The organism is Streptomyces sp. NPDC037389, assembly GCF_040636475.1.
Classification (GTDB): Bacteria; Actinomycetota; Actinomycetes; order Streptomycetales; family Streptomycetaceae; genus Streptomyces; species Streptomyces hesseae.
Genome location: NZ_JBEZUS010000001.1, coordinates 346734 through 371063, shown reverse-complemented (window position 1 = coordinate 371063; position 24330 = coordinate 346734). Strand labels below are relative to the sequence as shown.

General features: G+C 70.0%; 17 protein-coding genes. 3 read left to right on the top strand and 14 right to left on the bottom strand.

Annotated features, from left to right (window positions below; translation table 11 throughout):
- Positions 1-95: 95 nt before the first annotated feature.
- The 4 genes from pulA to AB0E98_RS01775 form a co-directional block, all read right to left on the bottom strand.
- Positions 96-2648, bottom strand: a complete 2553-nt coding sequence (pulA, locus tag AB0E98_RS01790; RefSeq protein WP_361697470.1) for a pullulanase-type alpha-1,6-glucosidase — start codon at positions 2646-2648, stop codon at positions 96-98.
- A gap of 294 nt (positions 2649-2942) precedes the next feature.
- Positions 2943-3932 carry a phosphatase PAP2 family protein gene (locus AB0E98_RS01785; protein ID WP_361697468.1) on the bottom strand — a complete coding sequence of 330 codons (990 nt, stop codon included), beginning with the start codon at positions 3930-3932 and terminating at the stop codon, positions 2943-2945.
- 117 nt (positions 3933-4049) lie between these two features.
- Positions 4050-5075 carry a LacI family DNA-binding transcriptional regulator gene (locus AB0E98_RS01780; RefSeq protein WP_361697466.1) on the bottom strand — a complete coding sequence of 342 codons (1026 nt, stop codon included), beginning with the start codon at positions 5073-5075 and terminating at the stop codon, positions 4050-4052.
- Positions 5076-5100: 25 nt separating this feature from the next.
- Positions 5101-6750, bottom strand: a complete 1650-nt coding sequence (locus tag AB0E98_RS01775; RefSeq protein WP_361697464.1) for an alpha-amylase family glycosyl hydrolase — start codon at positions 6748-6750, stop codon at positions 5101-5103.
- Positions 6751-6933: 183 nt separating this feature from the next.
- Between AB0E98_RS01775 and AB0E98_RS01770 the strand changes: the two genes are divergently transcribed.
- Positions 6934-8106 (top strand): transposase, encoded by a 1173-nt coding sequence (locus AB0E98_RS01770; protein WP_361697462.1) that lies wholly within the window; start codon positions 6934-6936, stop codon positions 8104-8106.
- Positions 8107-8282: 176 nt separating this feature from the next.
- Here AB0E98_RS01770 and AB0E98_RS01765 read toward each other — a convergent pair whose 3' ends face one another.
- The 3 genes from AB0E98_RS01765 to AB0E98_RS01755 are packed head-to-tail and all read right to left on the bottom strand — an operon-like array spanning position 8283 to position 11379.
- Complete coding sequence (locus tag AB0E98_RS01765; protein ID WP_361697461.1) at positions 8283-9131, bottom strand: carbohydrate ABC transporter permease; 849 nt, start codon at positions 9129-9131, stop codon at positions 8283-8285.
- Positions 9128-10069, bottom strand: coding sequence for a sugar ABC transporter permease (locus AB0E98_RS01760; RefSeq protein WP_361697459.1), 942 nt, complete (start codon positions 10067-10069; stop codon positions 9128-9130). The genes AB0E98_RS01765 and AB0E98_RS01760 overlap by 4 nt, the downstream gene beginning before the upstream one ends.
- An 8-nt stretch (positions 10070-10077) precedes the next feature.
- A complete protein-coding gene (locus AB0E98_RS01755; protein ID WP_361697457.1) occupies positions 10078-11379 on the bottom strand; it encodes an extracellular solute-binding protein in 1302 nt (433 codons plus the stop codon).
- A 311-nt stretch (positions 11380-11690) separates the two neighbouring features.
- Here AB0E98_RS01755 and AB0E98_RS01750 point away from each other — a divergent pair, with 311 nt between their 5' ends.
- The gene (locus tag AB0E98_RS01750) at positions 11691-13088 is read left to right on the top strand and encodes an alpha-amylase family protein (RefSeq protein WP_361697455.1); all 1398 of its coding nucleotides are present in this window, start codon (positions 11691-11693) and stop codon (positions 13086-13088) included.
- A 1018-nt stretch (positions 13089-14106) separates the two neighbouring features.
- Here the strand turns inward: AB0E98_RS01750 and AB0E98_RS01745 are convergent.
- From AB0E98_RS01745 to glnA, 5 genes are all read right to left on the bottom strand, one after another.
- Positions 14107-14322 carry a DUF397 domain-containing protein gene (locus tag AB0E98_RS01745; RefSeq protein ID WP_361697453.1) on the bottom strand — a complete coding sequence of 72 codons (216 nt, stop codon included), beginning with the start codon at positions 14320-14322 and terminating at the stop codon, positions 14107-14109.
- A complete protein-coding gene (locus AB0E98_RS01740) occupies positions 14312-14524 on the bottom strand; it encodes a DUF397 domain-containing protein (protein WP_361698123.1) in 213 nt (70 codons plus the stop codon). Before AB0E98_RS01740 ends, AB0E98_RS01745 begins: the two co-directional genes overlap by 11 nt.
- Before the next feature lie 21 nt (positions 14525-14545).
- Positions 14546-15397 carry a helix-turn-helix transcriptional regulator gene (locus AB0E98_RS01735; protein WP_361697451.1) on the bottom strand — a complete coding sequence of 284 codons (852 nt, stop codon included), beginning with the start codon at positions 15395-15397 and terminating at the stop codon, positions 14546-14548.
- Positions 15398-16453: 1056 nt separating this feature from the next.
- Positions 16454-19555, bottom strand: coding sequence for a bifunctional [glutamine synthetase] adenylyltransferase/[glutamine synthetase]-adenylyl-L-tyrosine phosphorylase (locus AB0E98_RS01730; protein WP_361697449.1), 3102 nt, complete (start codon positions 19553-19555; stop codon positions 16454-16456).
- A 37-nt stretch (positions 19556-19592) separates the two neighbouring features.
- On the bottom strand, positions 19593-20954 hold the full coding sequence (glnA, locus tag AB0E98_RS01725) for a type I glutamate--ammonia ligase (protein ID WP_361697447.1): 1362 nt from the start codon (positions 20952-20954) through the stop codon (positions 19593-19595).
- Positions 20955-21178: 224 nt separating this feature from the next.
- Here glnA and AB0E98_RS01720 point away from each other — a divergent pair, with 224 nt between their 5' ends.
- Positions 21179-21760, top strand: a complete 582-nt coding sequence (locus tag AB0E98_RS01720; protein WP_361697445.1) for a Uma2 family endonuclease — start codon at positions 21179-21181, stop codon at positions 21758-21760.
- Positions 21761-21790: 30 nt separating this feature from the next.
- Here the strand turns inward: AB0E98_RS01720 and AB0E98_RS01715 are convergent, their stop codons facing one another.
- Both AB0E98_RS01715 and AB0E98_RS01710 read right to left on the bottom strand, forming a co-directional pair.
- A complete protein-coding gene (locus tag AB0E98_RS01715; protein WP_361698121.1) occupies positions 21791-22633 on the bottom strand; it encodes an alpha/beta hydrolase in 843 nt (280 codons plus the stop codon).
- A gap of 155 nt (positions 22634-22788) precedes the next feature.
- Positions 22789-24261 carry an APC family permease gene (locus AB0E98_RS01710; RefSeq protein ID WP_361697443.1) on the bottom strand — a complete coding sequence of 491 codons (1473 nt, stop codon included), beginning with the start codon at positions 24259-24261 and terminating at the stop codon, positions 22789-22791.
- Between the last annotated feature and the right edge of the window lie 69 nt (positions 24262-24330).

Genomic DNA, 24330 nt, shown 5'->3' with positions numbered 1-24330 from the left:
CTGGAGGGCCGCGCTCAGAGCACGAATGCCGGTGATCGCGACCCTGCAATCAGCGTTCACTTTCCGTCATTTACCCATGCCCGGTTCCGACGGCGCTACAGTGTCGCGCCCCGGAAGACCGCGACCGTCCGGCCCGGCACGGTGAAGGTGCCCGTTCCCCTCGCGTAGGACGCGGACTTCACCAAGGGGTCCGAGCCGTGTGCCTGCACCGGGTGCAGGCTGTAACCGGAACCCGCGAGGGCCGGGACCGTCTGGGCGCGCTCCTGCGGGGTCGCGTTGAGGACGACGACCAGGTCGCCCAGACGCATGGTGATCACGCCCGGGGTCTCGTCCCTGCCGGAGAGCGGGAAGGACAGGGCGGTCTGCACGGCCTCGGCGGTCGGCTGACTGAAGGCCTTCTCGGTGGTGCGGACGCGCAGCAGGTCCCGGTAGGCCGCCGAGGCCGCGACGATCGGCCCGCAGCCGGGCCGCAGGGCCGGGTCGGCCAGCAGCGGGCGGGCGTACGGCCACTTGGCCGCGTTGCCGGCGGCGGGCGGCAGGCCCCGTCCGAAGCCGTTGCCCTCGGCGCAGTTCCAGTGGATCGCGTTGAACCAGTCGCCGCTGTCGTAGGAGTTGCGGTCCAGCGACTTGGAGCGCAGCAGGTCCGTACCGGCCTGGGAGAGCGCCGGTCCCTGCGACAGGGTGACGGCGGCCAGGGCGAGGACCTGGGCCCGGGCCCGGTCGGCGGCGGAGGTGGCGGGCGGGAGCTTGTAGGCCAGGGCGTCGTAGAGGGTCTCGTTGTCGTGGGCGTCGGCGTAGGACAGGGCGTCGCCGGGCGCGGCGGCGTATCCGGCGGGAGAGCCGTTGTAGTCGATGTCGGCGCCGCGCACGGACCGGCCGGTGGAGTCGGTGAAGCGGTACGCGGCGAGGTTGCCGGTCAGGCCGACCTTGATCAGGTCCTGGGCGTGGAGGAGGCGGGCCCGCTGTTCGACGGGCGATCCGTTGGCGGGCGAGGCGTTGGGGTCGGTGAAGAGCCCGGAGGCGAAGCCCTGGACGCGGGGGTCGTCGTCGAAGGGGCCGCCGCCGCGGATCGCGTCGCGGGAGCGGTCGGAGAAGGTGGCGATGCCGGTGCCGGCCATGTTCTTCTGCGTGGCCTGGACGAAGCGGGCGTCGTTCGCGACCTCGCCGAAGTTCCAGCCCTCCCCGTAGAGGATCACGGACTTGCCGTCGACGCCGTCCTTGGCGGGGGTCAGCGCGTCGAGGGCCGCGCGCACGGCGAGGATGTTCGCCTTGGGGTGGTGCCCCATCAGGTCGAAGCGGAAGCCGTCGACCTTGTACTCCTTCGCCCAGGTGACGACGGAGTCGACGACGAGCTTGCCCATCATGGCGTGCTCGGGCGCGGTGTTGGCACAGCACGTGGAGGTGGCGACGGCGCCGTCGTCGAGGAGCCGGTGGTAGTAGCCGGGCACGATCCGGTCGAGGACGGACCTGTCGTCCTGGCCGGAGGCGGCGGTGTGGTTGTAGACCACGTCCATGACCGTGCGCAGCCCGGCGCCCGCCAGCCCCTGCACCATCCGCCGGAACTCGACCGTGCGGCGGGGGCCGTCGGGGTCGGAGGCGTACGAGCCCTCGGGGACGGTGTAGTGCAGCGGGTCGTAGCCCCAGTTGTAGGCGTCGTGGGCGGCGGTGCGGGCGACGCACTTCTGCTGCTCGTCGGAGTCGGCGGGGAAGGCAGCCGGATCGCAGGGCGGGGTCGCCTGGTCGGCGCGGCGTTCTGGGACGGTCGCGAAGTCGAAGACGGGGAGGAGGTGGACGTAGGAGGTCCCGGCGTCGGCGAGGCTCTTGAGGTGGCGCATGCCGGGCGAGGCGGGATCGGTGAAGGCGAGGTAGTCGCCGCGCGGGGAGAAGTCCCGGACGTGCAGCTCCTGGATGCGGGCGTCGCGGAAGGGGACGGGCTTCGGCTTGCGGATGCTCTGCCAGCCGGCGGGGGCGAGGGTGGGCGCTGACAGGTCGGTGACGAGGCTGTGGGTGGAGTCGGCGGTGAGGGCGGTGGAGTAGGGGTCGGTGACGTGGTTGACGACGGTCTCGCCGAGGGTGGGGGCGTGGACGGTGACGGCGTAGCGGTAGGGCTTGCCGGCCCAGGAGCGGGTTCCTTGCGCGCTCCAGACGCCGCTGGCGGCGTCGCGGCGCATGGGGAGCGTACGGCCGTCGAGTTCCAGCTCCACGGTTTTGGCGGTGGGCGCCCAGACGGAGAGGGTGGGGCGGCCGTCCCGGAAGACGGGGCCCAGGTGGGCCTTGGTGGCGGCGGGGGCGTAGAGGTCGTCCAGGACGCCGGGGATCTGGACGCCGGTGCGGACGCCGTCGTCCGTTTCGGCGGTGAGGGGGCCCCGGAGCGCGGAGCGCACCTGTTCCGGGGTCGCCTCGACGCGGAAGGTGTCATAGGCGGCGGTGCGCCCGCCGGGCTGGGGGGTGAGTGTGAACGCTCCGCGTTCATGGACGAGGCGGTGGGGGCGGGTGGGGTCGCCGAGGTTCTTGGGCCAGGCGACGGTTTGTCTGTCGAGCCACTGGACCCTCGCGTCGGGTTTTTGCGGGGTGGGCGGCTCGGCGTGCGCCGGAGCCGTCCCCAGGAGGGGTATCAGGGCCGTAAGGACGACGGCCAGGCGTCTCATGGGAGGGTGCTCCTTCGGTTCGGAGGTACGAAAGAGTCCCCGGGGGTACCCGGGGACTCCTCTGGTCAGGAAGCTCGTCGTCGGCGCCGCCGGTCAGTGGCAGATGTATCGCTTCACGCCGTCCCGAATTGCGCGTACGTCTTGTGCCAGCGCTTCGCCCGCTTCCCCCAGAGCCCGAATGGCGAATTGCGCTGGGCTGATGGGCAAGCGATCCGGCAAGGCTCCCCGTGAGCGTCATGCGAAGCCCCGGCCTCCCGGCGCGACCCGCCCCAGGGCGCCGCGCGGGCCGATCCCCTAGCGCACCCGTTCCGTCGTCGTGCGGGGACGCCGCCCTCCCGGGGCCACCGGCTCCGGCCGGGACGGGGCCCGGCGGCGTTGCCTCGGGGCCCGGCCGGTGGGGTTTCCCGTGTTCGGACCAGCGTCCCGCCGGTCGGCCTTGATCGCCACATGGCGGGGCAGCCGGTGGGGGAGCGCCCCGAACCACGCCCGGGACAGGGTGAGGCCGAGCGCCAGGCAGAGCAGGCCGCCCACCGCGTCCAGCCAGAAGTGATTGGCGGTCGACACGATCACCACCAGGGTCGCCACCGGGTAGAGCGTCCCCAGCGCCCGTACCCACACCGGCCGCGCCAGCGACGCGATGATGACGCCGCACCAGGTCGACCAGCCGATGTGCATCGAGGGCATCGCCGCGTACTGGTTGGAGACGTCCGCGAGATTGCCCGAGGCCATCGAGCCCCAGGTGTGGTGGACGACGACCGTGTCGACGAAGCCGAGGTCCTCCATCAGCCGCGGTGGAGCGAGCGGATACAGGTAGTAGCCGAGCAGGGCCACACCCGTGGTGGCGAACAATGTCAGCCGGGCCGCCGCGTAACGCCCGGGGTGCCAGCGGTAGAGCCAGACCAGCACACCGATGGTCAGCACGAAGTGGAGCGTCGCGTAGTAGTAGTTCATGCCCACGATCAGCCACGTCACCGAATTCACGGCCCGGTTGACCGTGTGCTCCACGGCGATGTGGAGGCTCTGCTCGGCCTGCCAGACCCAGTCGGCGTTGCGCAGCGCGGCGGCTCTCTGCTCCGGCACGGCGTTGCGGACGAGCGAGTACGTCCAGTAACTCACCGCGATCAGCAGCACCTCGAACCACAGGCGTGGGCGCCTCGGCGCACGGGGCCGCCGCAGACGGAAGCGGTCCGCCCGCAGCCGGACCGCGCCCGACGCGCCACCCGCCTCGGTGGGTGGCGCGTCGGCCGTGCGGCCTTCCAGGGTCTTTGCTGTCGCTTCACCCATAGGGAAAGAGTCTGCCAGATGGCGGTCGACGGCAGATCGGCCACCCGTCCGGTTCACGCCACCTACGCCCCGGTTCGTCCTCCTTCGGGCGGTCGGGGCCGGGCGGCGGTACGAGGCTTAGGTACGCGCTCCCGGCGCCGAGGCCGTGGAGCCCCTGACGACCAGTTCGGGCAGGAAGACGAACTCGCCGTACGGCGCGGGCGTCCCGCCGATCTCCTCCAGCAGCGCACGCACCGCGGCCTGCCCCATCGACCGGACCGGCTGCCGGATCGTGGTCAGCGGCGGATCGGTGAACGCGATCAGCGGGGAGTCGTCGAAGCCCACCACCGAGATGTCGCGCGGGACTTCGAGACCGTGCTGCCGCGCCGCCCGGACGACCCCCAGCGCCATCATGTCGCTGGCGCACACCACCGCCGTGCACCCTCGGTCGATCAACGCGGCGGCCGCCGCCTGACCACCCTCAAGAGTGAACAGCGAATGCTGGATCAGCTCCTCGGCCTCCTCGCGGCCCATGGCGAGCCGCTCCCGCATGCTGTCCAGGAAGCCCTCGATCTTCCGCTGCACGGGAACGTACCTGCGGGGCCCGAGGGCCAGCCCTATCCGGCGGTGACCCAGTGCGGCCAAATGGGTGACGGCCAGCTGCACGGCGGCCCGGTCGTCGGGGGAGACGAAGGGCGCCCGGACCTCCGCCGAAAAGCCGTTGATCAGCACGAACGGCACGCCCTGGGCACGCAGCCGGGCATAGCGCTGCGTGTCCGCCGAGGTGTCCGCGTGGAGCCCGGAGACATAGATGATCCCGGCGACCCCCCGGTCGACCAGCATCTCCGTGAGCTCGTCCTCCGTGGAGCCGCCCGGCGTCTGGGTCGCCAGCACCGGCGTATAGCCCTGGCGGGTCAGCGCCTGCCCTATGACCTGCGCGAAAGCCGGGAAGATGGGGTTGTCCAGCTCCGGGGTGATCAGTCCCACCAGGCCCGCGCTGCGCTGCCGCAGCCGTACCGGCCGCTCGTAGCCGAGCACGTCGAGCGCGGCCAGCACGGACTGGCGGGTGGAGGCGGCGACCCCCGGCTTTCCGTTGAGGACGCGGCTGACGGTTGCTTCGCTGACACCCGCCTGGGCTGCGATGTCGGAGAGCCGGGCGGTCACAGGAGGTGACTGTACCGGTCGCATGTCAGACTGCCCACCACACGCATGAATCCGAGGGGATCCGCACGATACCCCCAGTGAATTCGAGGGCAGTGCTCGCCAGTACCGGACGGCCCGGCACCGGCAGCGTCACCTCGTCGCCCAGTGTGTTGAGCGTGCACACGAAGCCCGGCCGGGAGAACGCCAGCACCCCCTCGGGGGCGTCCAGCCAGGCCATCTCCCCGTCGCCCAGCCCCGGCAGCTCCCGCCGCACGGCCAGCGCCGAACGGTAGAGCTCCAGCGTGGAGCGCGGGTCCCCCGACTGCGCCTCCACCGACAGCGCCGCCCATTCCGCGGGCTGCGGCAGCCAGCTGCCGCCGGACCCGAAGCCGTACGGCGCCTCCTCGCCCGACCACGGCAGCGGCACCCGGCAGCCGTCGCGCAGCCCGTCCTGGCCGTCGCCCCGGAAGAACGCCGGGTCCTGCCGCACCTCGTCCGGCAGCTCCACGACCTCCGGCAGCCCCAGCTCCTCGCCCTGGTAGACATAGGCCGAGCCCGGCAGCGCCAGCATCAGCAGCCCCGCCGCCCGCGCCCGGCGCAGCCCCAGCTCCGCGTCGCCGGCGCCGTAGCGCGTGGGGTGCCGCACCACGTCGTGGTTGGACAGCACCCAGGTCGTGGGCGCCCCCACCGAACGCGTCGCCGCCAGCGAGGCGTCGATGACGGCCCGCATCTCCGCCGCCTCCCAGTCGCAGGTCAGGAACTGGAAGTTGAACGCCTGGTGCAGCTCGTCCGGCCGGACGTACAGCGCCAGCCGCGCGGGCGTCGGCGCCCACGCCTCGGCCACGCCGATCCGCTCGCCCGGGTAGGAGTCCAGCAGCCGCCGCCAGTCGCGGTGGATCTCGTGCACCCCGTCCTGGTCGAAGAACGGCAGCACCTGCGCGCCGATCAGCTTGGCCTGCTCGGTGAGCCCGATGTCCGGCAGCCCCGGCGCCTTGACCATGCCGTGGGCCACGTCGATCCGGAAGCCGTCCACTCCCAGGTCCAGCCAGAACCGCAGCACGGACGCGAACTCCTCGCGGACCTCGGGGTTCTCCCAGTTGAGGTCCGGCTGCTCGGACGCGAACAGATGGAGGTACCACTCGCCGGGCGTGCCGTCCGCGTCCGTCGTACGGGTCCAGGCCGGGCCGCCGAAGACGGACTCCCAGTCGTTCGGCGGGAGTTCCCCGGCCGCGCCCCCGCCCGGACGGAAGTGGTAGCGCTCGCGGGCCGTCCCCCCCGGACGGTCCGCGAGCGCCTCCTCGAACCAGGAGTGCCGGTCCGAGGTGTGGTTGGGCACAATGTCGACGATCACCCGCAGACCCAGCCGGTGCGCCTCCCGTACCAGGTCGTCCGCGTCCGACAGCTGCCCGAACAGCGGGTCCACCGCCCGGTAGTCCGCGACGTCGTAGCCCCCGTCCGCCTGCGGCGAGGCGTAGAACGGCGTCAGCCACAGCGCGTCCACGCCCAGCCCCGACAGATACGGCAGCCGCTCGCGGATCCCGCGCAGGTCGCCGATGCCGTCGCCGTCGCTGTCGGCGAACGAGCGCACGTACACCTGGTAGATGACGGCGCTGCGCCACCAGCCGTCCGCCGCCCGCGCGGCGTCGGCGTCGGCGTGGGCGTCCGGGCGGACGGAGGGCGCGAGGTCCTGGGTCATCAGGTACTCCTTCGTGGATACCCCCGGCTTCAGCCGGGGGAGGAAACGAAGCTCCCCGCGTAGCGGGGCAGGGATGGCAGGATCGCCGTCAGGGCGATCCTGCGTTCACCATCTCCGCAGGTGAGAGACACTGCAAAGATCAATAAGGGTCAAGTGTCAGTCCTGCACGGTAGGTTCGGATGCATGACGACAGAAGCGACCACGGAGGCGGCCGGGCACACCCGGTACACCTACCGGCTTCGCCTGTCGTCCACGGCCCGGCGTGCACTCGATGCCGAGTGGGACCGCTGCCGCTGGGTCTGGAATGAGTGCGTCGCCAAGTCCAAAGCCATGCACCAGCGCAACAAGGCGGCCGGCGAGAAGGCGACGTGCGGGCCTGTGCAGCTCGCGGCGATGCTGACCGAGGCCCGCGCCCGCACGCCATGGCTGCGGGAGGGCGCCCGCGTTCCTCAGCAGCAGCTGATCCGCGACTTCGGCAAATCCCGCGCCAAGGCGCTCAAGGACATCAAGGCGCGGTTGCCGATGCGGCAGCGGGCCGGGATGCCGAAGTACAAGAAGAAGCGCGAGGCGCTGCCCACCCTCGAATACACCAGGCGCGGCTTCCGGCTGAAGGACGGCCGTCTGCACCTTGCGGGCGGGATCGCGGTTCGGCCGGTGTGGTCCCGGGAGCTTCCCGGGCCGCCGTCCAGCGTCCGCGTGTACCGCGATGCGGTGGGTCACTGGTGGGCATCGTTCGTCGTGGCCACGGTGACCGAGGAGCTTGCGCCCACCGGGCGTGTGATCGGCATCGACTGGGGCGTGAAGGAGACCGCGACCACCACCAGCGACGGCCACGATCTTCCCCACCCCCAGCACGGCCGCTCGTCCGATCGGAAACTCGCCCGCTATCAGCGGATGATGGCCCGCCGCAGGCCCCCGAAGGGGCAGGCTGGATCGAAGGGCTACCGCGAGGCGAAGCGGCAGACAGCGGAGCTGCACCGGAAGGTGGCAGCCCAGCGGCAGGACACCGGCCGAAAGTGGGCCAAGAAGGTCGTCCGCGACCATGACGCCATCGCGGTGGAGGACTTCCGCCCGAAGTTCCTCGCGAAGACCACCATGGCCCGCAAGGCCGCGGACGCGGCCATCAGCGCAACGAAGAAGGCCCTGATCGAGATGGGCCGCAAGCACGGGCGGGATGTCCGCCTTGTGCACCCCGCGCACACCACGATGGACTGCGCGCAGTGCGGAGCGAGAACCAAGCACGCACTCCCCCTTTCGACAAGGACATATGCCTGCACGGCGTGCGGAGCCGTCTCCCCCAGGGACAAGAACTCCGCCCGCGTGATGCTGGTCCGGGCTGGTCTCGTACCCGGCTAGTGCTGATCGTGTAAGACCCGCACCCCCGCCGGGGGTCAGGCGACGTGAGCTAGGAATCCCCCTCGCTTACGAGGGGGAGGAGTCAAGTACGTCCTATCGGTTCGTAGGGTCGCTGGTGCCCTGTCGGTTCGTGCGGTGCTGGGTTCGTGCGGTGCGTCGTCCACGGGCCGAGGGGGTCAGCCCTTGGTGCCGCCCGCGGTGAGCCCGGCGACCAGGTGCCGCTGGGCGAGGAAGAAGACCACGCCGGCCGGGACGGTGATGAGCACGGCCGCCGCCGTCATCAGCCCCCACTCGGCCTTCTGCTGGCCCACGAAGGTCTGGAGGCCCACGGCGAGCGTGTAGTGCTCCTCGCTGCTCATGAACTGGGAGGCGAAGGCGACCTCGCCCCAGGCCGTGACGAAGGAGTAGAACGCGGTGACGGCCAGCCCCGGCCGGGCCAGCGGCACGATCAGCCGCCAGAACGTGCCGAAGGGCGTCAGCCCGTCCACCCGGCCCGCCTCGTCGATCTCGGCGGGGATCGTGTCGAAGTAGCCCTTGAGCATCCACGCGCAGAACGGCACCGAGACCGAGCAGTAGGTGACGATCAGGCCGGCGTAGGAGTCCAGGAGCTCCAGCTGTCCGAGGAGGTTGTAGAGCGGCACGATCAGCACCGCCATCGGGAACATCTGGACGACGAGGAACGTCCACATCAGCGGCCGGTGGCCGGGGAAGCGCATCCGCGAGACGGCGTAGCCCGCGCTCGCCGCGACCAGTACGCCCAGCACGGTCGCCCCGAGCGCGACGATCACGGAGTTGCCGAACCACGTCAGGAACTTCGTCTCGCCCAGCACATGGGTGTAGTTGTCCAGGCTGAAGCCCACGAAGCGGGTGGGCTCCTGCCAGCCGTCGCGGCCGCGCAGCGAGACGAAGACGACGAACAGCACGGGGAACAGTGCCACGGCCGAGGCGACGATCAGCGCGGTGTGCAGCCCGGCCGAGGCCGCCCGGGAGCGCTCGCCGCGGGGGCGGGGGGTGGTGCTCGTCATCGCGAGGCCTCCTGTCGGGCGAGCGTCCGGCGGTAGAAGACGGCGAAGACCAGAAGGAGGGAGAGGATGAGGATCCCGTAGGTCGCCGAGCCCGCGTAGTCGCGGATGCCCTGGAAGGCGAGCCGGTAGGAGTACGTCACCAGGATCTCGCTGTCGGAGCTCGCCCCCGCGCCGATCAGCAGGTAGATGACCTGGAACATGTTGAACGTCCAGATGACGCCCAGCAGGATCACGGTCCCGCTCACCTCGCGCAGCCCCGGCAGCGTCACATGACGGAAGCGCTGCCACGGCGAGGCGCCGTCCATCTCGGCCGCCTCGTGGAGCTCGGCGGGGATCGACTGGAGCCCGCCGAGGATGGCCACCATCATGAACGGCACGCCCAGCCAGACGTTGACGGCGACGGCCGACACCTTCTGGAGGAAGCTGTCGCCGAGCCAGTCCACCGGGTCCAGGCCCAGGGTGGTCATGAAGGAGTTGAGGACGCCGTACTTCTCGTTGAAGATCAGCCGCCAGGAGAACGTGGCGACGAACGCCGGCACCGCCCACGGCAGTACCAGCAGCACCCGGTACAGCGTCCGGAACCGCATCTGCCGGTTGAGCAGCAGCGCCAGCCCCAGGCCGATGGCGTAGTGCAGCACCACACAGGACGCCGTCCATACGACCGTCCAGCCCAGCCGCGAGTAGAAGTGGCCCTCCTGGCCGGAGAGCACCTTCCAGTAGTTGTCGAGGCCGACGAACCGGTACGTCGACGGGATGTGGTTGACGCCGATCGTGCGGCCGATGTTGGCCTCGTTGGCATCGGTGAACGACAGGTAGATGCCGCGTCCCAGCGGATAGCCGACGAGGACCGCCAGGACGATGACGACGGGCAGCACCATCGCCCACGCGTACCAGTGCGTGCCGAAGGAGCGCTTGACCCGGGTGACGACTGTGGCCATGGGGGTCTCTACTCCTCGACCCCGTAGTCCTTGAGGAGCGCCGACTGCCAGGCCTTGGCCGTGGCCGTCAGGCCCGCCTTGGGCTCCTCCTTGAGCGTCAGGATCTTGGTGTAGTGCTGGAGCCACTCGGTGAAGAGGTCGCCGCCCTGCGGGATCGGCGGCCGCGGGTGGGCCTTGCTCAGCGCCTCGTAGTAGGACTTGCGCACCGGGTCGGCCAGCACGGCCTGGGTGTAGGCCGACTTACGGGTCGGAAGCACCCCGATGGCGGTGGAGATGCTCTCCTCCTGGGCGGCGTCGGTCATGAACCGGGTGAAGAGGTAGGAGGCGTCGAAGTTCTTGGACCCGGCGTAGACGACGAGGTTGTGGCCGCCGACCGGGGCACCCGCCGTACCGGTGGAACCGGCCGGAACGGGGGCGATGCCCAGGTTGTCCCGGGACTTGTAGGCGTCGCCGCCGAAGATCTCCTTGGTCGCCCAGGGACCGTCGACCAGCATCGCCAGCTTGCCGTTCTTGAAGTCCGTCTTGAGGACGTTGTAGCCGTCGGTACCGGCGGGCTTGGGTGCGGCACCGGACTTCACCAGGTCGACGGCGGTCTCGATGCCCTTGAGGGAGGCGGCGTTCGCGATGGTGATCTTCTTCTTGGCGGCGTCGACCATGTCGCTCTTCTCGCCGTAGAGGAAGGGCAGCGAGTAGTAGCTGTCGGGGCTGAGGCCGATGCCCTCGGCGCCCGTCTTCTCCTTGATCTTCGCGGCTGCCTCCTTCACCTCCTGCCAGTTCGCCGGGGCCTTCTCCACGCCGGCCTTCTGGAAGAGCTCCTTGTTGTAGAGGAGCCCGAGGGTGTCGGTGACCTGGGGGACGCCATAGGTCTTGCCCTGGTACGCGGCGTTCTTCAGCGGGCCCTCAAGGAAGTCCTCGGTCTTCTCCAGGGCCGGGGTGCCCGTGAGGTCCTTGAGGTAGCCGAGCTGGGCGAAGCCCGGGGTCCAGCCCACATCGGAGCGGAGCACGTCCGGGGCGCCCTTGCCCGTGGAGGCCGCGGTCTTGAACTTCTGCTGCGCCTGGTCGAAGGGGACGTTGACGTAATCGACCTTGATCTTCGGGTACTTCGCCTCGAAGTCCTTGACGAGCTTCTTGAAGGCCGGAGCCTCATTGGTCGCGTCGGAGGTGTCCCACCAGGTGATGGTGCCGCTCACGGCGCCCGGATCGTTCGCCGCCTTGGAGCCGTCACCGCCGTTGTCGCCGCCACCGCCGCACGCGGTCATGGTCAGGGCCAGCGCACCGACAACGGCGGCGACCGATATGCCTCTTCGCATATGGATGCTCCTCTTCCAGGAGGCCGCCTGAGGGGAGGGCGGCCCGAGCTGAGGAGGAAGCTAACAGGCTGCAATCTCTTGCGAAAGACCTTGCAAGGAGGCAATCCCAAGATTTCGCGGTTGTAACCATCCCGTGTCCGGAGGGTTGACCGGTGCGGTTGGGGCTCGTACGGTCTCGACCGGCAAGCGGTTGCACTCGTGCGGGCAACCTTGCTGCAAGAACCTTCATGAACTTCATGGGCCTTACGGGCAAGGCGGTTTGCCGCGCGGGGTCGTCCGCCGCACCCCGACCCCCCACGCCAGGAGGAACCATGCCCCCCACCGGCATGCCCGGAATCACCCGAAGAATCCTGTACGCCGCGGCCGCTCTTCTGGCCGGGACGGCCATCTGCGCACCTCCGGCAGAGGCAAGCGCCCCCGGCGAGAAGGACGTCACGGCCGTCCTCTTCGAATGGGATTACAAGTCCGTGGCCCGCGAGTGCGCGAGCACCCTCGGCCCCGCCGGCTACGGCTACGTCCAGGTATCCCCGCCCCAGGAGCACATCCAGGGACCCCAGTGGTGGACGTCCTACCAGCCCGTCGGCTACCGGATCGCCGGCCGGCTCGGCGACCGCGCCGCCTTCACGGAGATGACCCGCTCCTGCCACGCGGCGGGCGTGAAGGTCGTCGTCGACGCCGTCGTCAACCACATGGCGGCCGGCACGGGCGTGGGCACGGGCGGCACCTCGTATACCAAGTACGGCTACCCCGGCCTCTACGCGGACACCGACTTCCACACCTGCCGCAAGCCCATCAGCGACTACACCAGCCGCACCGACGTCCAGAACTGCGAACTCGTCGGCCTCGCCGACCTCGACACCGGCAGCGACCACGTCCGCACCGCCATCGCCGGCTACCTCGACGACCTGCTCTCCCTCGGCGCCGACGGCTTCCGCGTCGACGCCGCCAAGCACATCGCCGCCGACGACCTCGCCGCGATCAAGGCAAAGCTCAGCCGCCCCGGCGTCTACTGGAAGCAGGAGACGATCTACGGCTCGGGTGAAGCCGTCCGGCCCGAGGAATACGTCCGCACCGGCGACGTCCAGGAATTCCGCTACGCCCGCGACCTCAAGCGCGTCTTCCAGCGCGAACGGCTGGCCTACCTGAAGAACTACGGCGAAGGCTGGGCCTATCTGCCGAGCACCCAGGCGTCGGTCTTCGTCGACAACCACGACACCGAGCGCAACGGCGACACCCTCTCCTACAAGGACGGCGCCGACTACACGCTGGCCCAGGTCTTCATGCTCGCCTGGCCGTACGGCTCGCCGGACGTCCACTCCGGCTACGAGTTCACCGACCGCGACGCGGGGCCGCCTCGCGGGGGCGCGGTGGGCGAGTGCTGGCAGGACGGCTGGAAGTGCCAGCACAAGTGGCCGGAGATCCGGAGCATGGTGGCGTTCCGCAACGCGGTGCGGGGAGCGCCGGTCACCGGGTGGTGGGACAACGGGTATCAGGCGATCGCCTTCGGGCGGGGGAACAAGGGGTATGCGGTGGTCAACCACGAGGGGTACGCGGTGAGTCGCGTCTTCGAGACGTCGCTGCCGGGTGGGGACTACTGCGACGTGCAGAGCGGGCGCGCGGTGCGGGTGGGCGCGGACGGCCGCTTCACGGCCACCGTCGCGCCGAACACGGCGCTGGCGCTGCATGTGGGCGCGCGTGGTTGTGGCTGATACCGCAACAACAGGCGAGCTGGCCTACTACCGGGTGCACGCACCCATAGGCATCCCGCTCGCGGAGCTCGTGCGGGTCGCGGGCTGCTCCAATGCCAACCGCCACGGCGGGTCTGGCCTACACCTACTACAGCGTCGAGTAGATTCTGATCCCCTCCCCGCATCAAGCGGTGACTCCTCGGTAGGTGGGCAGGTTGGGGCGCCACTCACGGTCTGTTCGGTCACCCGCGCGGCCTCGGAGTGGCGCCATCTCCAACTCCGGCTTAATTACGGAACGGGGAAGGGAAAACGTACACTTCCCGCGCGCTCGTGTTGCGCCGCTCGCAGCGTCTCTCGGGGTGGGTTTGCTACTCGGCATAGTGGGTCCCGTTGCCGGAAAATGGGACAACCCCGTTTGCGTCACCCTGAGCCTTGTCTTTTCGAGTGGGTGGTCGTGGGCCTGTTACGCATTCTTCGTGGGCTATTTCCGCCGATCCAAAATCGAGTCGGCGTTACTGTCGGCTCTGGGGTTGACCATCGGCGTGGCCGCATACTACCTGTTTAAGGACATAAGCCCCTCCATCCCGACAGGACTGGAAACTGGCGCCTCCAGCACGGGTCTTTCCTCCAGGATTCTCGTGTGGGGAATGGTCGCTTTTGCTCTTGGGGCACCTATGGGACTCCTGGGCAACCTGGCGCGAGTGCCAGGTGTTGCAGGCCTTCCATTCCGGCTGATTGTTCCGCTCGTGGCCTTTTTCGAGGCCTCTATGCGGCTGACGGTAGAGGCGGATGGGCAAGGCCTGGCTGTCAGAATGACTTGGAATGCGATTCGGTTCGTCGCAGGCGCTGTTGCGTTGGCTCTAGTGGGCCACACAATCTGGAGTTGGTGGCACGCCCGGCGTGCCCGTTCCTCAGATTCGTACTGCAACAATGGTTACGAGGGTGGGTGACCTCGGCGGCGGTAGCGCCTGTGCGCGCCCATTGCTGTAGACAAGCCCCGGCCGTCAAGGCGGTCGGGGCTATCTGTATTCCTCTGGGATCAGGCAGGGGGGTCTTCAATCTTTACGCCCGACACGAATTCACGCCATGCTCTTTTAGGAAGGTGCAGGAAAGATCCACGTGGGGCCTTCGAGTCCTGGACCGCCACACTGCCGCCAAGTGCACCTACTTCAACGCAATTACTCTGACTTGCGCTGTAACTGGACTTAATCCACGCAATACCCGCGATTGGCGATACATGAGTGTTAGTGCCCACTTTTCCGATCCTTCAGCTTAACGGCCTCCACAAAGGAAGCCCATACCCTAGGGAGAACCGCCAGCATCGAGCCGCCCGGATTCTTGGAATCGCGTATAAAAACCTCATCAAAATCCGTTAGGGATACTTCGACACATTGGCCTGAGTTGCCGCTGTATGTACTCGTTCGCCACCCAAGGCCGGATATTTCACTGGCACACATCGCCATCTCTCCCACTACAGTTCACAGATCACGCTTCACCCGGTTGATCATGTCGAGACTTTCGGCAGGGCTCAAGGCCGCTGACCGCAGAGAGTCAAAAGTGATCGTGTATGCGTCGATATCCTCGGGGGTCTCCATGTAGAGGTTTCCCGTTCGATGTTCCACGCACACGATGTCGGAGAAAGCGGGGGTCGGAAATGTAAACAGGACGAATGTGCCCATGACCCCCGCATGAGCGCCCGCGTCGAACGGCAGGACCTGAACCTCGACATTGGGGCGTTCCGAGACCTTCGCCAAGTGATCGAGCTGGCCGGCCATGACCGCCGGCCCGCCTACCTGAGCTCTCAGTGCGGCTTCACCCTGGATTACGCAGACGCGAGGCGGTGAAGTCCTGTCCAGGAGCTCTTGTCGGCGCATGCGAACCTCAACGAGCTCATCAATGCGCTCACTCGACAGCATCGATGGATCGGCCCTGAGGAGCGCCCTGGCGTAGTCGGCTGTCTGTAGCAGCCCAGCGACGATCATGGGTTCGAGCGAGCGGATGTAGTCCGAGCTCTCCTCGTAGTCGATGAAGTCCGCGTAGGACGGGATCTTGAGGCTGAGTTTCCGCGTCCACCCACGCTCGTTGCGCCGACGCGCGAGGTCCACAACCTCCTCCGCGTAGTCCTGGTCCTCCACGCCATAGAAGCGGAGCAGATCCCGGACCTCCCCCAGGGAGATCCCGAGGCGAGCGTTCTCAACTCGACTGATCTTCGACCGGTGGCAACCGATGCGCTCAGCAGCCTCCTCGGGTGATTTGCCGGCGTCTTCTCTCAACTTGGCAAGCGTCTTCGCTAGCCGACGCTGACGCACGGTCGGACGTGACTCTGGCATCACGGAGTCCCTTCACCTGCCGGGGAGTTGATCAGACTACCGGCCCCAAAAAATCTTGGAACATGTTCCAAGCGTTCAGGTTGCGCGACGTGTTCTGTGCGGTGGATGCTACGCGGAGTGGTTCCGCCGATCGCTTTCAGTGATCTTGAGGGGTCGCTACAAAGACACCCTTGTGCCCCGATTCCCATCGCACGCAGGAACGAAAACCCCGGCGGCCGTCCTACCGGCCCCGGGGCATGGCCAACGCTAAGAAGAAGGAGCGTCGACGTGAGGCAGCTTAGCTCTCGGTTGACGGGATGGTTGAGGAAGCTCCTCAGCCTGGACCTCGAACCCCCCCGCCACCACCTCCACGCCCCGCCGGGTTCCCCCGCCGCCCAACCGCACCGAGAAGCCCTGTCACCCCGCCCCCGAGCCCTACCAGCAGGCCCCTTTCCGGGGCCGCGACGGCGGCGAGTACGTACTGGTCGCGACCGTCCACGGCCTCAACGTCGTGCCACGGCAGCGCTCGGGGGCGGATCGGTGAAGCGGAATCCAGAAGTGGCCCTCGGCTCCCAAGCCGTAGACACAAAGCGGAACGAAATCGGCGACGTGATGGGCTTCGAAGGGGGTCGGATTCAACTCCGGCCGCTACGGGGCGGGACAGAGTGGGACGCCCAACCCGAACAGGTGCGCCCCGCGACGTTCCACGAAGTACTGAGCGCCAAGGTCAAAGCCACCAACGACATCTCGGAAGGGCGACTCCCGTGAACGGCCCGCACACCGTAATCCCGTTCGGAGACTGGACGATCAGCCCCGAGGGCGTACCCCAAGCGCCACCCAACGGCTACACGATGGAGTGCCGCATCTGTAAGAAGAACTCGGGTCTTCGGTTCGACTTCGAGGGAGCCCGCGACTGGGCGGCCACGCACGTCGTCCGGAACCCGTCGCACACCGCCTTCCGTGAGGCCATGGACCGATACTGGCGGGCCACCAGGAAGTAGCGACCACTGCCCCGAACGCCCGGGTCCCCACTCAGCGGGGCCCGGGCTTTTTCACCCACGCGCCCAGCGGCAGCGACTACGCCCCGTAGAACAGGTCCTCGACAACCGCCCGCGCCCGCCGCGTAGTCCGCCGGTAGTCGTCCAGCATCTCCCCACCGTGCCCCGGCGCATACCCCAGGTACCGCCCGACGGCCGCCAGTTCACGGGCCTCGCCCGGAAACGTGTCGCCGGACCGCCCCCGCACCAGCATCACCGCGTTGCGCACGCTGGTCGCCAGCACCCACGCCTCGTCGAGGATGCGGGCTTCCTCGGCGGTGAGCAGCCCGGCCGCGTGGGCCGCGGCGAGGGCGTCGCGGGTGCGGGTGGTGCGCAGGCCGGGCTCGGCCCAGCCGTGCCGCATCTGGAGCAGCTGGACGGTCCATTCGACGTCCGACAGCCCGCCGCGCCCCAGCTTGGTGTGGGTGGTGGGGTCGGCGCCGCGCGGCAGCCGCTCGGACTCCATCCGGGCCTTCAGCCGGCGGATCTCGCGGACGGCGTCCTCGCCGAGGCCCTCGGCGGGGTAGCGCAGCGGGTCGATCAGCTCGACGAACCGCCGGCCCAGGTCGGGGTCGCCCGCGACGGGCTCGGCGCGCAGCAGGGCCTGGCTCTCCCACACCAACGACCAGCGCCGGTAGTAGGCGGCGTAGGAGGCGAGGGTGCGGACGATCGGCCCGGACTTGCCCTCGGGCCGCAGGCCGGCGTCGACGAGCAGCGGCGGGTCGGTGGTGGGAAGCTGGAGCAGCCTGCGCATCTCCCCGGCGACGGCGAAGGCGGCCTTGGCGGCGTCCTCGTCACAGACGCCGTCGCGCGGCTCGTGGACGAACAGGACGTCCGCGTCGGAGCCGTAGCCCTGCTCGTGTCCGCCGAAGCGGCCCATGCCGATGACCGAGAACCGGGTGGGCAGGGTGTCGCCCCACTCGCCCCGGACGGCCGCGCGCAGGGCGCCGGCGACGGCGGCGGCGTTGACGTCGGAGACGGCGTCGCCGACGATGCCGGCGCGGGCGGCGTGGTCGTTCCCGGCGGTCTCGGCGGCGCCGCGCGAGCCGGTGCCGTGCTCGCCGGAGGCGTGGGCCCGGGGGGCGGGGCCGGCGTGCCCGTAGGCGCCGATGATGTCGGCGGCCGCGGTGCGGAACAGCTCGCGGCGGCGTACGCCGCGCACCGCGACGATGGCCGCCTCGGCGTCCTCGGCGCGGCCCACGGCGGCGAGGATCTCCTGCTCCAGGGCCTCGCGGCCGCGCGGGCGCAGGCCCCCGGAGTCGCCGAGGAGGGCGACGGCCTCGGGGGCGCGCAGCAGCAGGTCGGGGGCGAGCCGGCCGGCGGAGAGCACCCGGGCGAGGTTCTCGGCGGCGGCGCCCTCGTCGCGCAGCAGCCGCAGGTACCAGGGGGTTCTGCCGAGGGCGTCGGAGACCTTGTGGAAGTTGAGCAGCCCGGCGTCGGGGTCGGCGGAGTCGGCGAACCAGCCCAGCAGCACGGGCAGCAGTGTCCGTTGGATGGCGGCCTTGCGGGTGACGCCGGAGGCGAGGGCCTCCAGGTGGCGGAGGGCGGCGGCGGGGTCGGCGTAGCCGAGGGCCGCCAGGCGCTGGCCGGCGGCCTTGGGGCTGAGCCGGATCTCGCCGGGTTCCAGCTGGGCGACGGCGTCGAGCAGCGGCCGGTAGAACAGCTTCTCGTGCAGCCGCCGCACCTCGCGGGCGTGGAGCTTCCACTGTCTGCCGAATTCGGCGACCGGTTCCTTGCCGGGGGCCCACTCGTAGGTGCGGGCCAGGGAGCGGCCCAGGCGTCGCAGGTCCGCCTCGCGGTCGGGCACGAGGTGGGTGCGGCGCAGCCGGTGGAGCTGGATGCGGTGCTCCATGGTGCGCAGGAAGCGGTAGGCGTCACCCAGGGACTTGGCGTCGGTGCGGCCCACGTAGCCGCCGGCGGCGAGTGCGTCGAGCGCGTCGAGGGTGGAGCCGGAGCGCAGGGTGGCGTCGCTGCGTCCGTGCACCAATTGGAGGAGCTGGACGGCGAATTCCACGTCCCGCAGGCCGCCGGGGCCGAGTTTGATCTCGCGGTCGACCTGGGCGGCGGGGATGGAGTCGACGACGCGGCGGCGCATCTCCTGGACGTCGGTGACGAAGTTGTCGCGCTCGGCGGCCTGCCAGACGAGCGGGGAGAGGGTGTCGACGTAGTCCTGGCCGAGGGCGAGGTCGCCGGCGACGGGCCGGGCCTTGAGGAGGGCCTGGAACTCCCAGGTCTTGGCCCAGCGCTGGTAGTAGGCGAGGTGGCTGGAGAGGGTGCGCACCAGGGGGCCGTTGCGGCCTTCGGGGCGGAGGTTGGCGTCGACGGTCCAGATGGTGCCCTCGGGGGTGACGTCGGAGCAGATCCGCATCATCCGGGAGGCGAGGCGGGTGGCGGAGCGCAGGGCGGTGGCCTCGGCGGTGCCGTCGCGGGCCTCGGCCACGAAGATGACGTCGACGTCGGAGACGTAGTTGAGCTCGCGGCCGCCGCATTTGCCCATGCCGATGACGGCGAGCCGGCAGGCGGCGGCGTCGGCCGGCTGTTCCTCGGTGGCGATGGCGAGGGCGGCGCGGAGGGTGGCGGTGGCCAGGTCGGCGAGTTCGGCGGCGGCCTCGGCGACGTCGGTGCTGCCGCTGACGTCGCGGGCCGCTATCCCGAGCAGGGCGCGCCGGTAGGCGGCGCGCAGGGCGTCGGCGGGCGGCAGCCCGGCCTCCCGGCCCCGGCGGGCCCCGGTGGCGAGGGACCGTTCGAACTCGGGGACCGCGGGGTGGAGGTCGGTGGCCTCGAAGCTGTCGAGGGCGTGCCAGTCGCCGGGGTGCCGGGCGAGGTGGTCGCCGAGGGCCTCGGAGGTGCCGAGCACGCCCAGCAGCCGGTCGCGCAGCGGCTTGGCGGCGGCGAGGGTGTCGAGGAGGGCCTGCCGGTCGGCGTCGTCCCTGGCGGCGAGGGACTCGGCAAGCCGGACGAGCCCGCGCAGCGCGAGGTCGGGGTCCGCCGTGGTGCCGAGGGCGTCGAGCAGCACCGGGCCGACGCCCAGGGACCCCAGCGCGGGGGTCCCCAGGAGCCGCTCGGCCTCGGGCACGGCGGTGAACCCGCAACGCAGCAGCCGGCTGTAGGTACTGCTCCGCCGCCCGTCGGGCACGGTCATCGCCGGTCCTCTCGCTGGTGGTGCGGGGCGGCCGGGGTCAGAGCACCGGCAGCATCTTGCGCAGCTCGAACGCGGTCACTTCCGACCGGTACTCCTCCCACTCCTGCTTCTTGTTGCGCAGGAAGAAGTCGAAGACGTGCTCACCGAGGGTCTCGGCGACCAGCTCGCTGCGTTCCATCAGTTCGATGGCCTCACCGAGGTTCTGCGGCAGCGGCTCGATCCCCATGGCCCGGCGCTCGGCGTCGGACAGCGCCCACACGTCGTCGTCGGCGCCCGCGGGGAGTTCGTACCCCTCCTCGATGCCCTTGAGACCCGCCGCGAGGAGGACGGCGTAGGTCAGGTAGGGGTTGGCGCCGGAGTCGATGGAGCGGACCTCGACCCGGGTGGAGCCGGTCTTGCCGGGCTTGTACATGGGCACACGGATGAGCGCGGAGCGGTTGTTGTGGCCCCAGCAGATGTACGAGGGGGCCTCGCCGCCGGCACCGGCCGTGCGCTGGGAGCCGCCCCAGATGCGCTTGTAGGAGTTGACCCACTGGTTGGTGACGGCGGAGATCTCGCCCGCGTGCTTCAGCAGTCCGGCGATGAAGGACTTGCCGACCTTGGACAGCTGGTACTCGGCGCCGGACTCGTGGAAGGCGTTGCGGTCGCCCTCGAAGAGGGAGAGGTGGGTGTGCATGCCGGAGCCCGGGAAGTCCGAGAAGGGCTTGGGCATGAACGTCGCGTGGACGCCCTGCTCCAGCGCCACCTGCTTCATCACGATGCGGAAGGTCATGATGTTGTCGGCGGTGGAGAGCGCGTCGGCGTAGCGGAGGTCGATCTCCTGCTGGCCGGGGGCGCCCTCGTGGTGGCTGAACTCGACCGAGATGCCCATGGATTCGAGCATGGTGATGGCCTGGCGGCGGAAGTCCATGCCGACGCCGGTGGGGGTGTGGTCGAAGTAGCCGGAGGAGTCGGCGGGCACGGGGCGGGTGCCGTCGACGGGCTTGTCCTTGAGCAGGAAGAACTCGATCTCGGGGTGGGTGTAGAAGGTGAACCCGAGGTCGGAGGTCCTGGCCAGGATGCGCTTGAGGACGTAGCGCGGGTCGGCGTACGACGGGGACCCGTCCGGCATCAGGATGTCGCAGAACATCCGGGCGGTGCCGGGGGCCTCGGCGCGCCACGGCAGGATCTGGAAGGTGCCCGGATCCGGCTTGGCGATCATGTCCGATTCATACACCCGCGCGAAGCCCTCGATCGCGGAGCCGTCGAAGCCGATGCCCTCGTCGAAGGCCTGCTCCAGCTCGGCGGGGGCCACGGCCACGGACTTCAGGTAGCCGAGGACGTCGGTGAACCACAGCCGGACGAACCGGATGTCGCGCTCTTCGAGCGTGCGGAGCACGAACTCCTGCTGCTTATCCATAGCTACCTATCCTTGCAGGTCAGACGGCTCGTTTCACCGGGTGCGGGCACGGGCTGGACCTTGAGTATCACGTCCCCGGGTTACCTGTGGGTTTCCGGACGACGCCGCTTGCCCTTCGGCTTCCTTCGGTCATCGTACTTATGCCTGTACGAAGAATGCCGCCGGCGAGCGCATACCGGTATGCAGTCCGCTATCGTCCGAGACGGAGCAAGGGAGGACGCCTGATGACCGCGATTTCCGACCGGCCGCAGATGCTGCCCGAGGAGTTCGAGGAGTTGGCGCGCCTGGCCGCCCGGACCATAGAGGGGCCACGCCTGGAGTTCATCAACGGGAAGCTGGGCGTCAAGCCCGTGCCGGACGGCGACCACGGCCGGATCGTCCAGTGGCTGACGCGCGTCTGCATCCAGGCGCGTCCCGAGCTGTTCCTGCACGGCCAAGGGCTGAAGCTCTCCACCTACCGCAAGGGAAATGCCCGCCCGGACGGCACCCTCGCGCCCAGCGACGCCTTTGTCGGCCAGGGCGAGTGGGCCTCCACCGAGGGCGTGCTCATGGTCGTGGAGGTCACCTCCTACGACTCGGACACCGACCGGCGGGACCGCACCGAGAAGCCCCGCGCCTACGCCGAGGCCGGGATCCCGGTGTATCTCCTGATCGACCGGGACACCTGCGAGGCCGTCGTGTACAGCGACCCCGACGGCGTCCGCTACGAGCAGACCCGGACCGTCCCCTTCGGCAAGCCGCTGGCCCTCCCCGACCCGGTGGGCATCGAGCTGGACACCGAGCCCCTCAAGGACTGGGTGCGCTGAGCCGACCGGTCGGCCTCCGCCGACCGGGTGTCACGCCCGTATGAACGGGGTCGCCAGCACGGCCGCCGCGATGGCCTGCGGGCGGTCGTACATCAGCAGGTGGCCTGCCGGAGCGACGGCCTCGAAGCGGCCGTCGAGGCGGTCGGCGAGGGCGCGCTGGCGCTCCAGCCAGCGGCGTTCCTCGGCGGAGCCGGTGCCCGGGGAGGCGGCGAGGACGGTGACGGGGACGGGCGGCAGACCGTGGTGGGCGCGCAGGTCCTCCAGTTCGGCGGCGACGTCGCGGTAGCGGGCGTTCTCCATGACGATGGCGCGCGCTACGCGCGCGGTGCCGTACGTCCGGCGCACCAGGTCCTCGGGGGCGGGGTCGAGGCGGGTGACGGAGGCGGCGCGGACGGCGAGGCGGCGCAGGACGGGGCCGAGGGCGCGCGGCAGCCCGGCGGCGGCGAGGGCCCGGCCGCGTACCCGGGCGGCGGCGGTGCGCAGTTCACGGCCGGGCACAGGCCGGGCGTCCGGTACGACGCTCGCGTCGACGAGGACGAGCCCGGCCGTGCGCTCGGGGTACATCCGGGCGTAGGCCTCGGCGTGGAAGCCGGCCAGGGAGTGGCCGACGACCGTGGCCGGGCCCGGCAGGCCCAGCGCGTCGAGGACGCCCGTCATCCGGGCGGCCTCGGCGGCGGCGGTCGGGGGTTCCAGCGGGGCGGCGCTGAAGCCCAGCCCGGGGCGGTCGAAGCGGACGACCGTGCGGTGCGGGGTGAGCAGGGGGACGACCGGTTCCCAGTCGAACCAGCCCATGCCGAGGCCGGCGCTGAGGACGCACACGGGCCCCGAGCCCTCGCGCAGCACGTGCAGGGGCACGCCGCCGACCCGCAGCATCCGGCCCGGTGGCTGCCCCGGTGGCTGCCCCGGTGGCTGTCCCGGTGGCCGTTCCGTGCCGTGCGTGTCGCCGCCCGTAGCGCTCATCGAGTCCCCCTCGGTCCGTCCCCGCCGGCCGACGTCGTCGTCGGCCGGCTTCGGAGAGCACGGACAAGCTACTCGACAGGGGTGGTCTCCCGGTGCCCGGCCGTCACCCAGTGCGGCTTGCGCAGGGCGAGGAAGGCCAGCGGCACGAGGAAGCCGAGCGTCAGCAGCCCGCCGCCGACGATGAGCAGATAGCGCCACAGCGGCTGGCCGCCGAACTGCTCCGGCGGTACGAAGCCGATGAACATGGCCCCCACGGAGGCGGCGAAGCCGACGCCGGCGACGAGCCCCAGGGCCGGGACCCTGAAGCCGCGCGGCTGGTCGGGACGGGTCCGGCGCAGCCGGAGGGCGGCGGCGAACATCAGCAGGTAGACGACGAGGTAGATCTGCGTCGTGACCACCGAGAAGATCCAGTACGCGCTGGAGACATCGGGGATGAAGGCGTAGAGCAGGGCGATCAGCGTGGTCAGGGCGCCCTGGGCGACCATGATGTTGCGCGGTACGCCGTTCTTGTTCAGCTTCTGGAGGGCGGGCGGCAGATAGCCCTCCTGGCGGGCGACCATCAGCAGGCCCCGGGACGGTCCGGCCAGCCAGGTGAGCATTCCGCCGAGCGCCGCGGCGACGAGCAGGACGCCGACGACCTTGGTCAGCCAGCCGACGTGGAAGTGGTCGAAGAAGCCCTGGAAGGCCTGCATCACGCCGGCCGTCAGGCTCAGGTCCTTGCCCGGCATCACCCAGCTGATGGCCAGCGCGGGCAGGATGAAGATCAGCAGAACGAGTCCGGTGGCGGCGAAGACGGAGCGCGGGTACTCCTTGCCGGGCTCGCGCAGCGAGGAGACGTGCACGGCGTTCATCTCCATGCCCGCGTACGACAGGAAGTTGCCCACGATCAGCACGAGGCTGGCGAGCCCGGTCCAGGGCGGGAGGACGTGGCCGGTGTCCATGGGCGCGGCCGACGGGTTGCCCTGGGCGAGGAAGACCATGCCCAGGAGGACGAGCACGACGCCCGGGATCAGGGTGCCGACGACCAGGCCCACGCTGGAGAGCCCGGCCACGGCCTTGGTGCCGCGCGTGGAGATCAGTACCCCGGCCCAGTACACGACGACGATGACGAGCGCGACGTAGAGGCCGTTGTTCGCCAGCGACGGGTCGATGACGTAGGCGAAGGTGCTCGCCACATAGGCCAGCAGGCTGGGGTAGTACGCGATGGTCATCGCGAACTGGCACCAGACGGCGAGGAATCCGAGCCGCTTGCCCAGGCCCTCGCTCACCCACCGGTGGATGCCGCCGGTCCAGCCGGAGGCCAGCTCGGCCGAGACCAGGGCCGTCGGCAGCAGGAAGACGACGGCGGGGAGGAGGTAGAGGAAGACGGCGGCGAGGCCGTAGAGGGCCATGGAGGGGGCCGGGCGGAGGTTGGCCACGGAGGCCGTGGTCATCATCGCGAGGGTCGCCCACGAGATGAACTGCGTACGGGTGGCGCCGGCTCCGGGGGCGGGGGCAGCCGTGGGGGGACGTTCGTCCCGGACCTGTTCCGTGATGGTCATTGTTGGGGAGAGCGTCCTTCAGGGCTGTGCGTCAAGAATGTTCGTCAAGGTTTACGTCAAGGGTTTTCG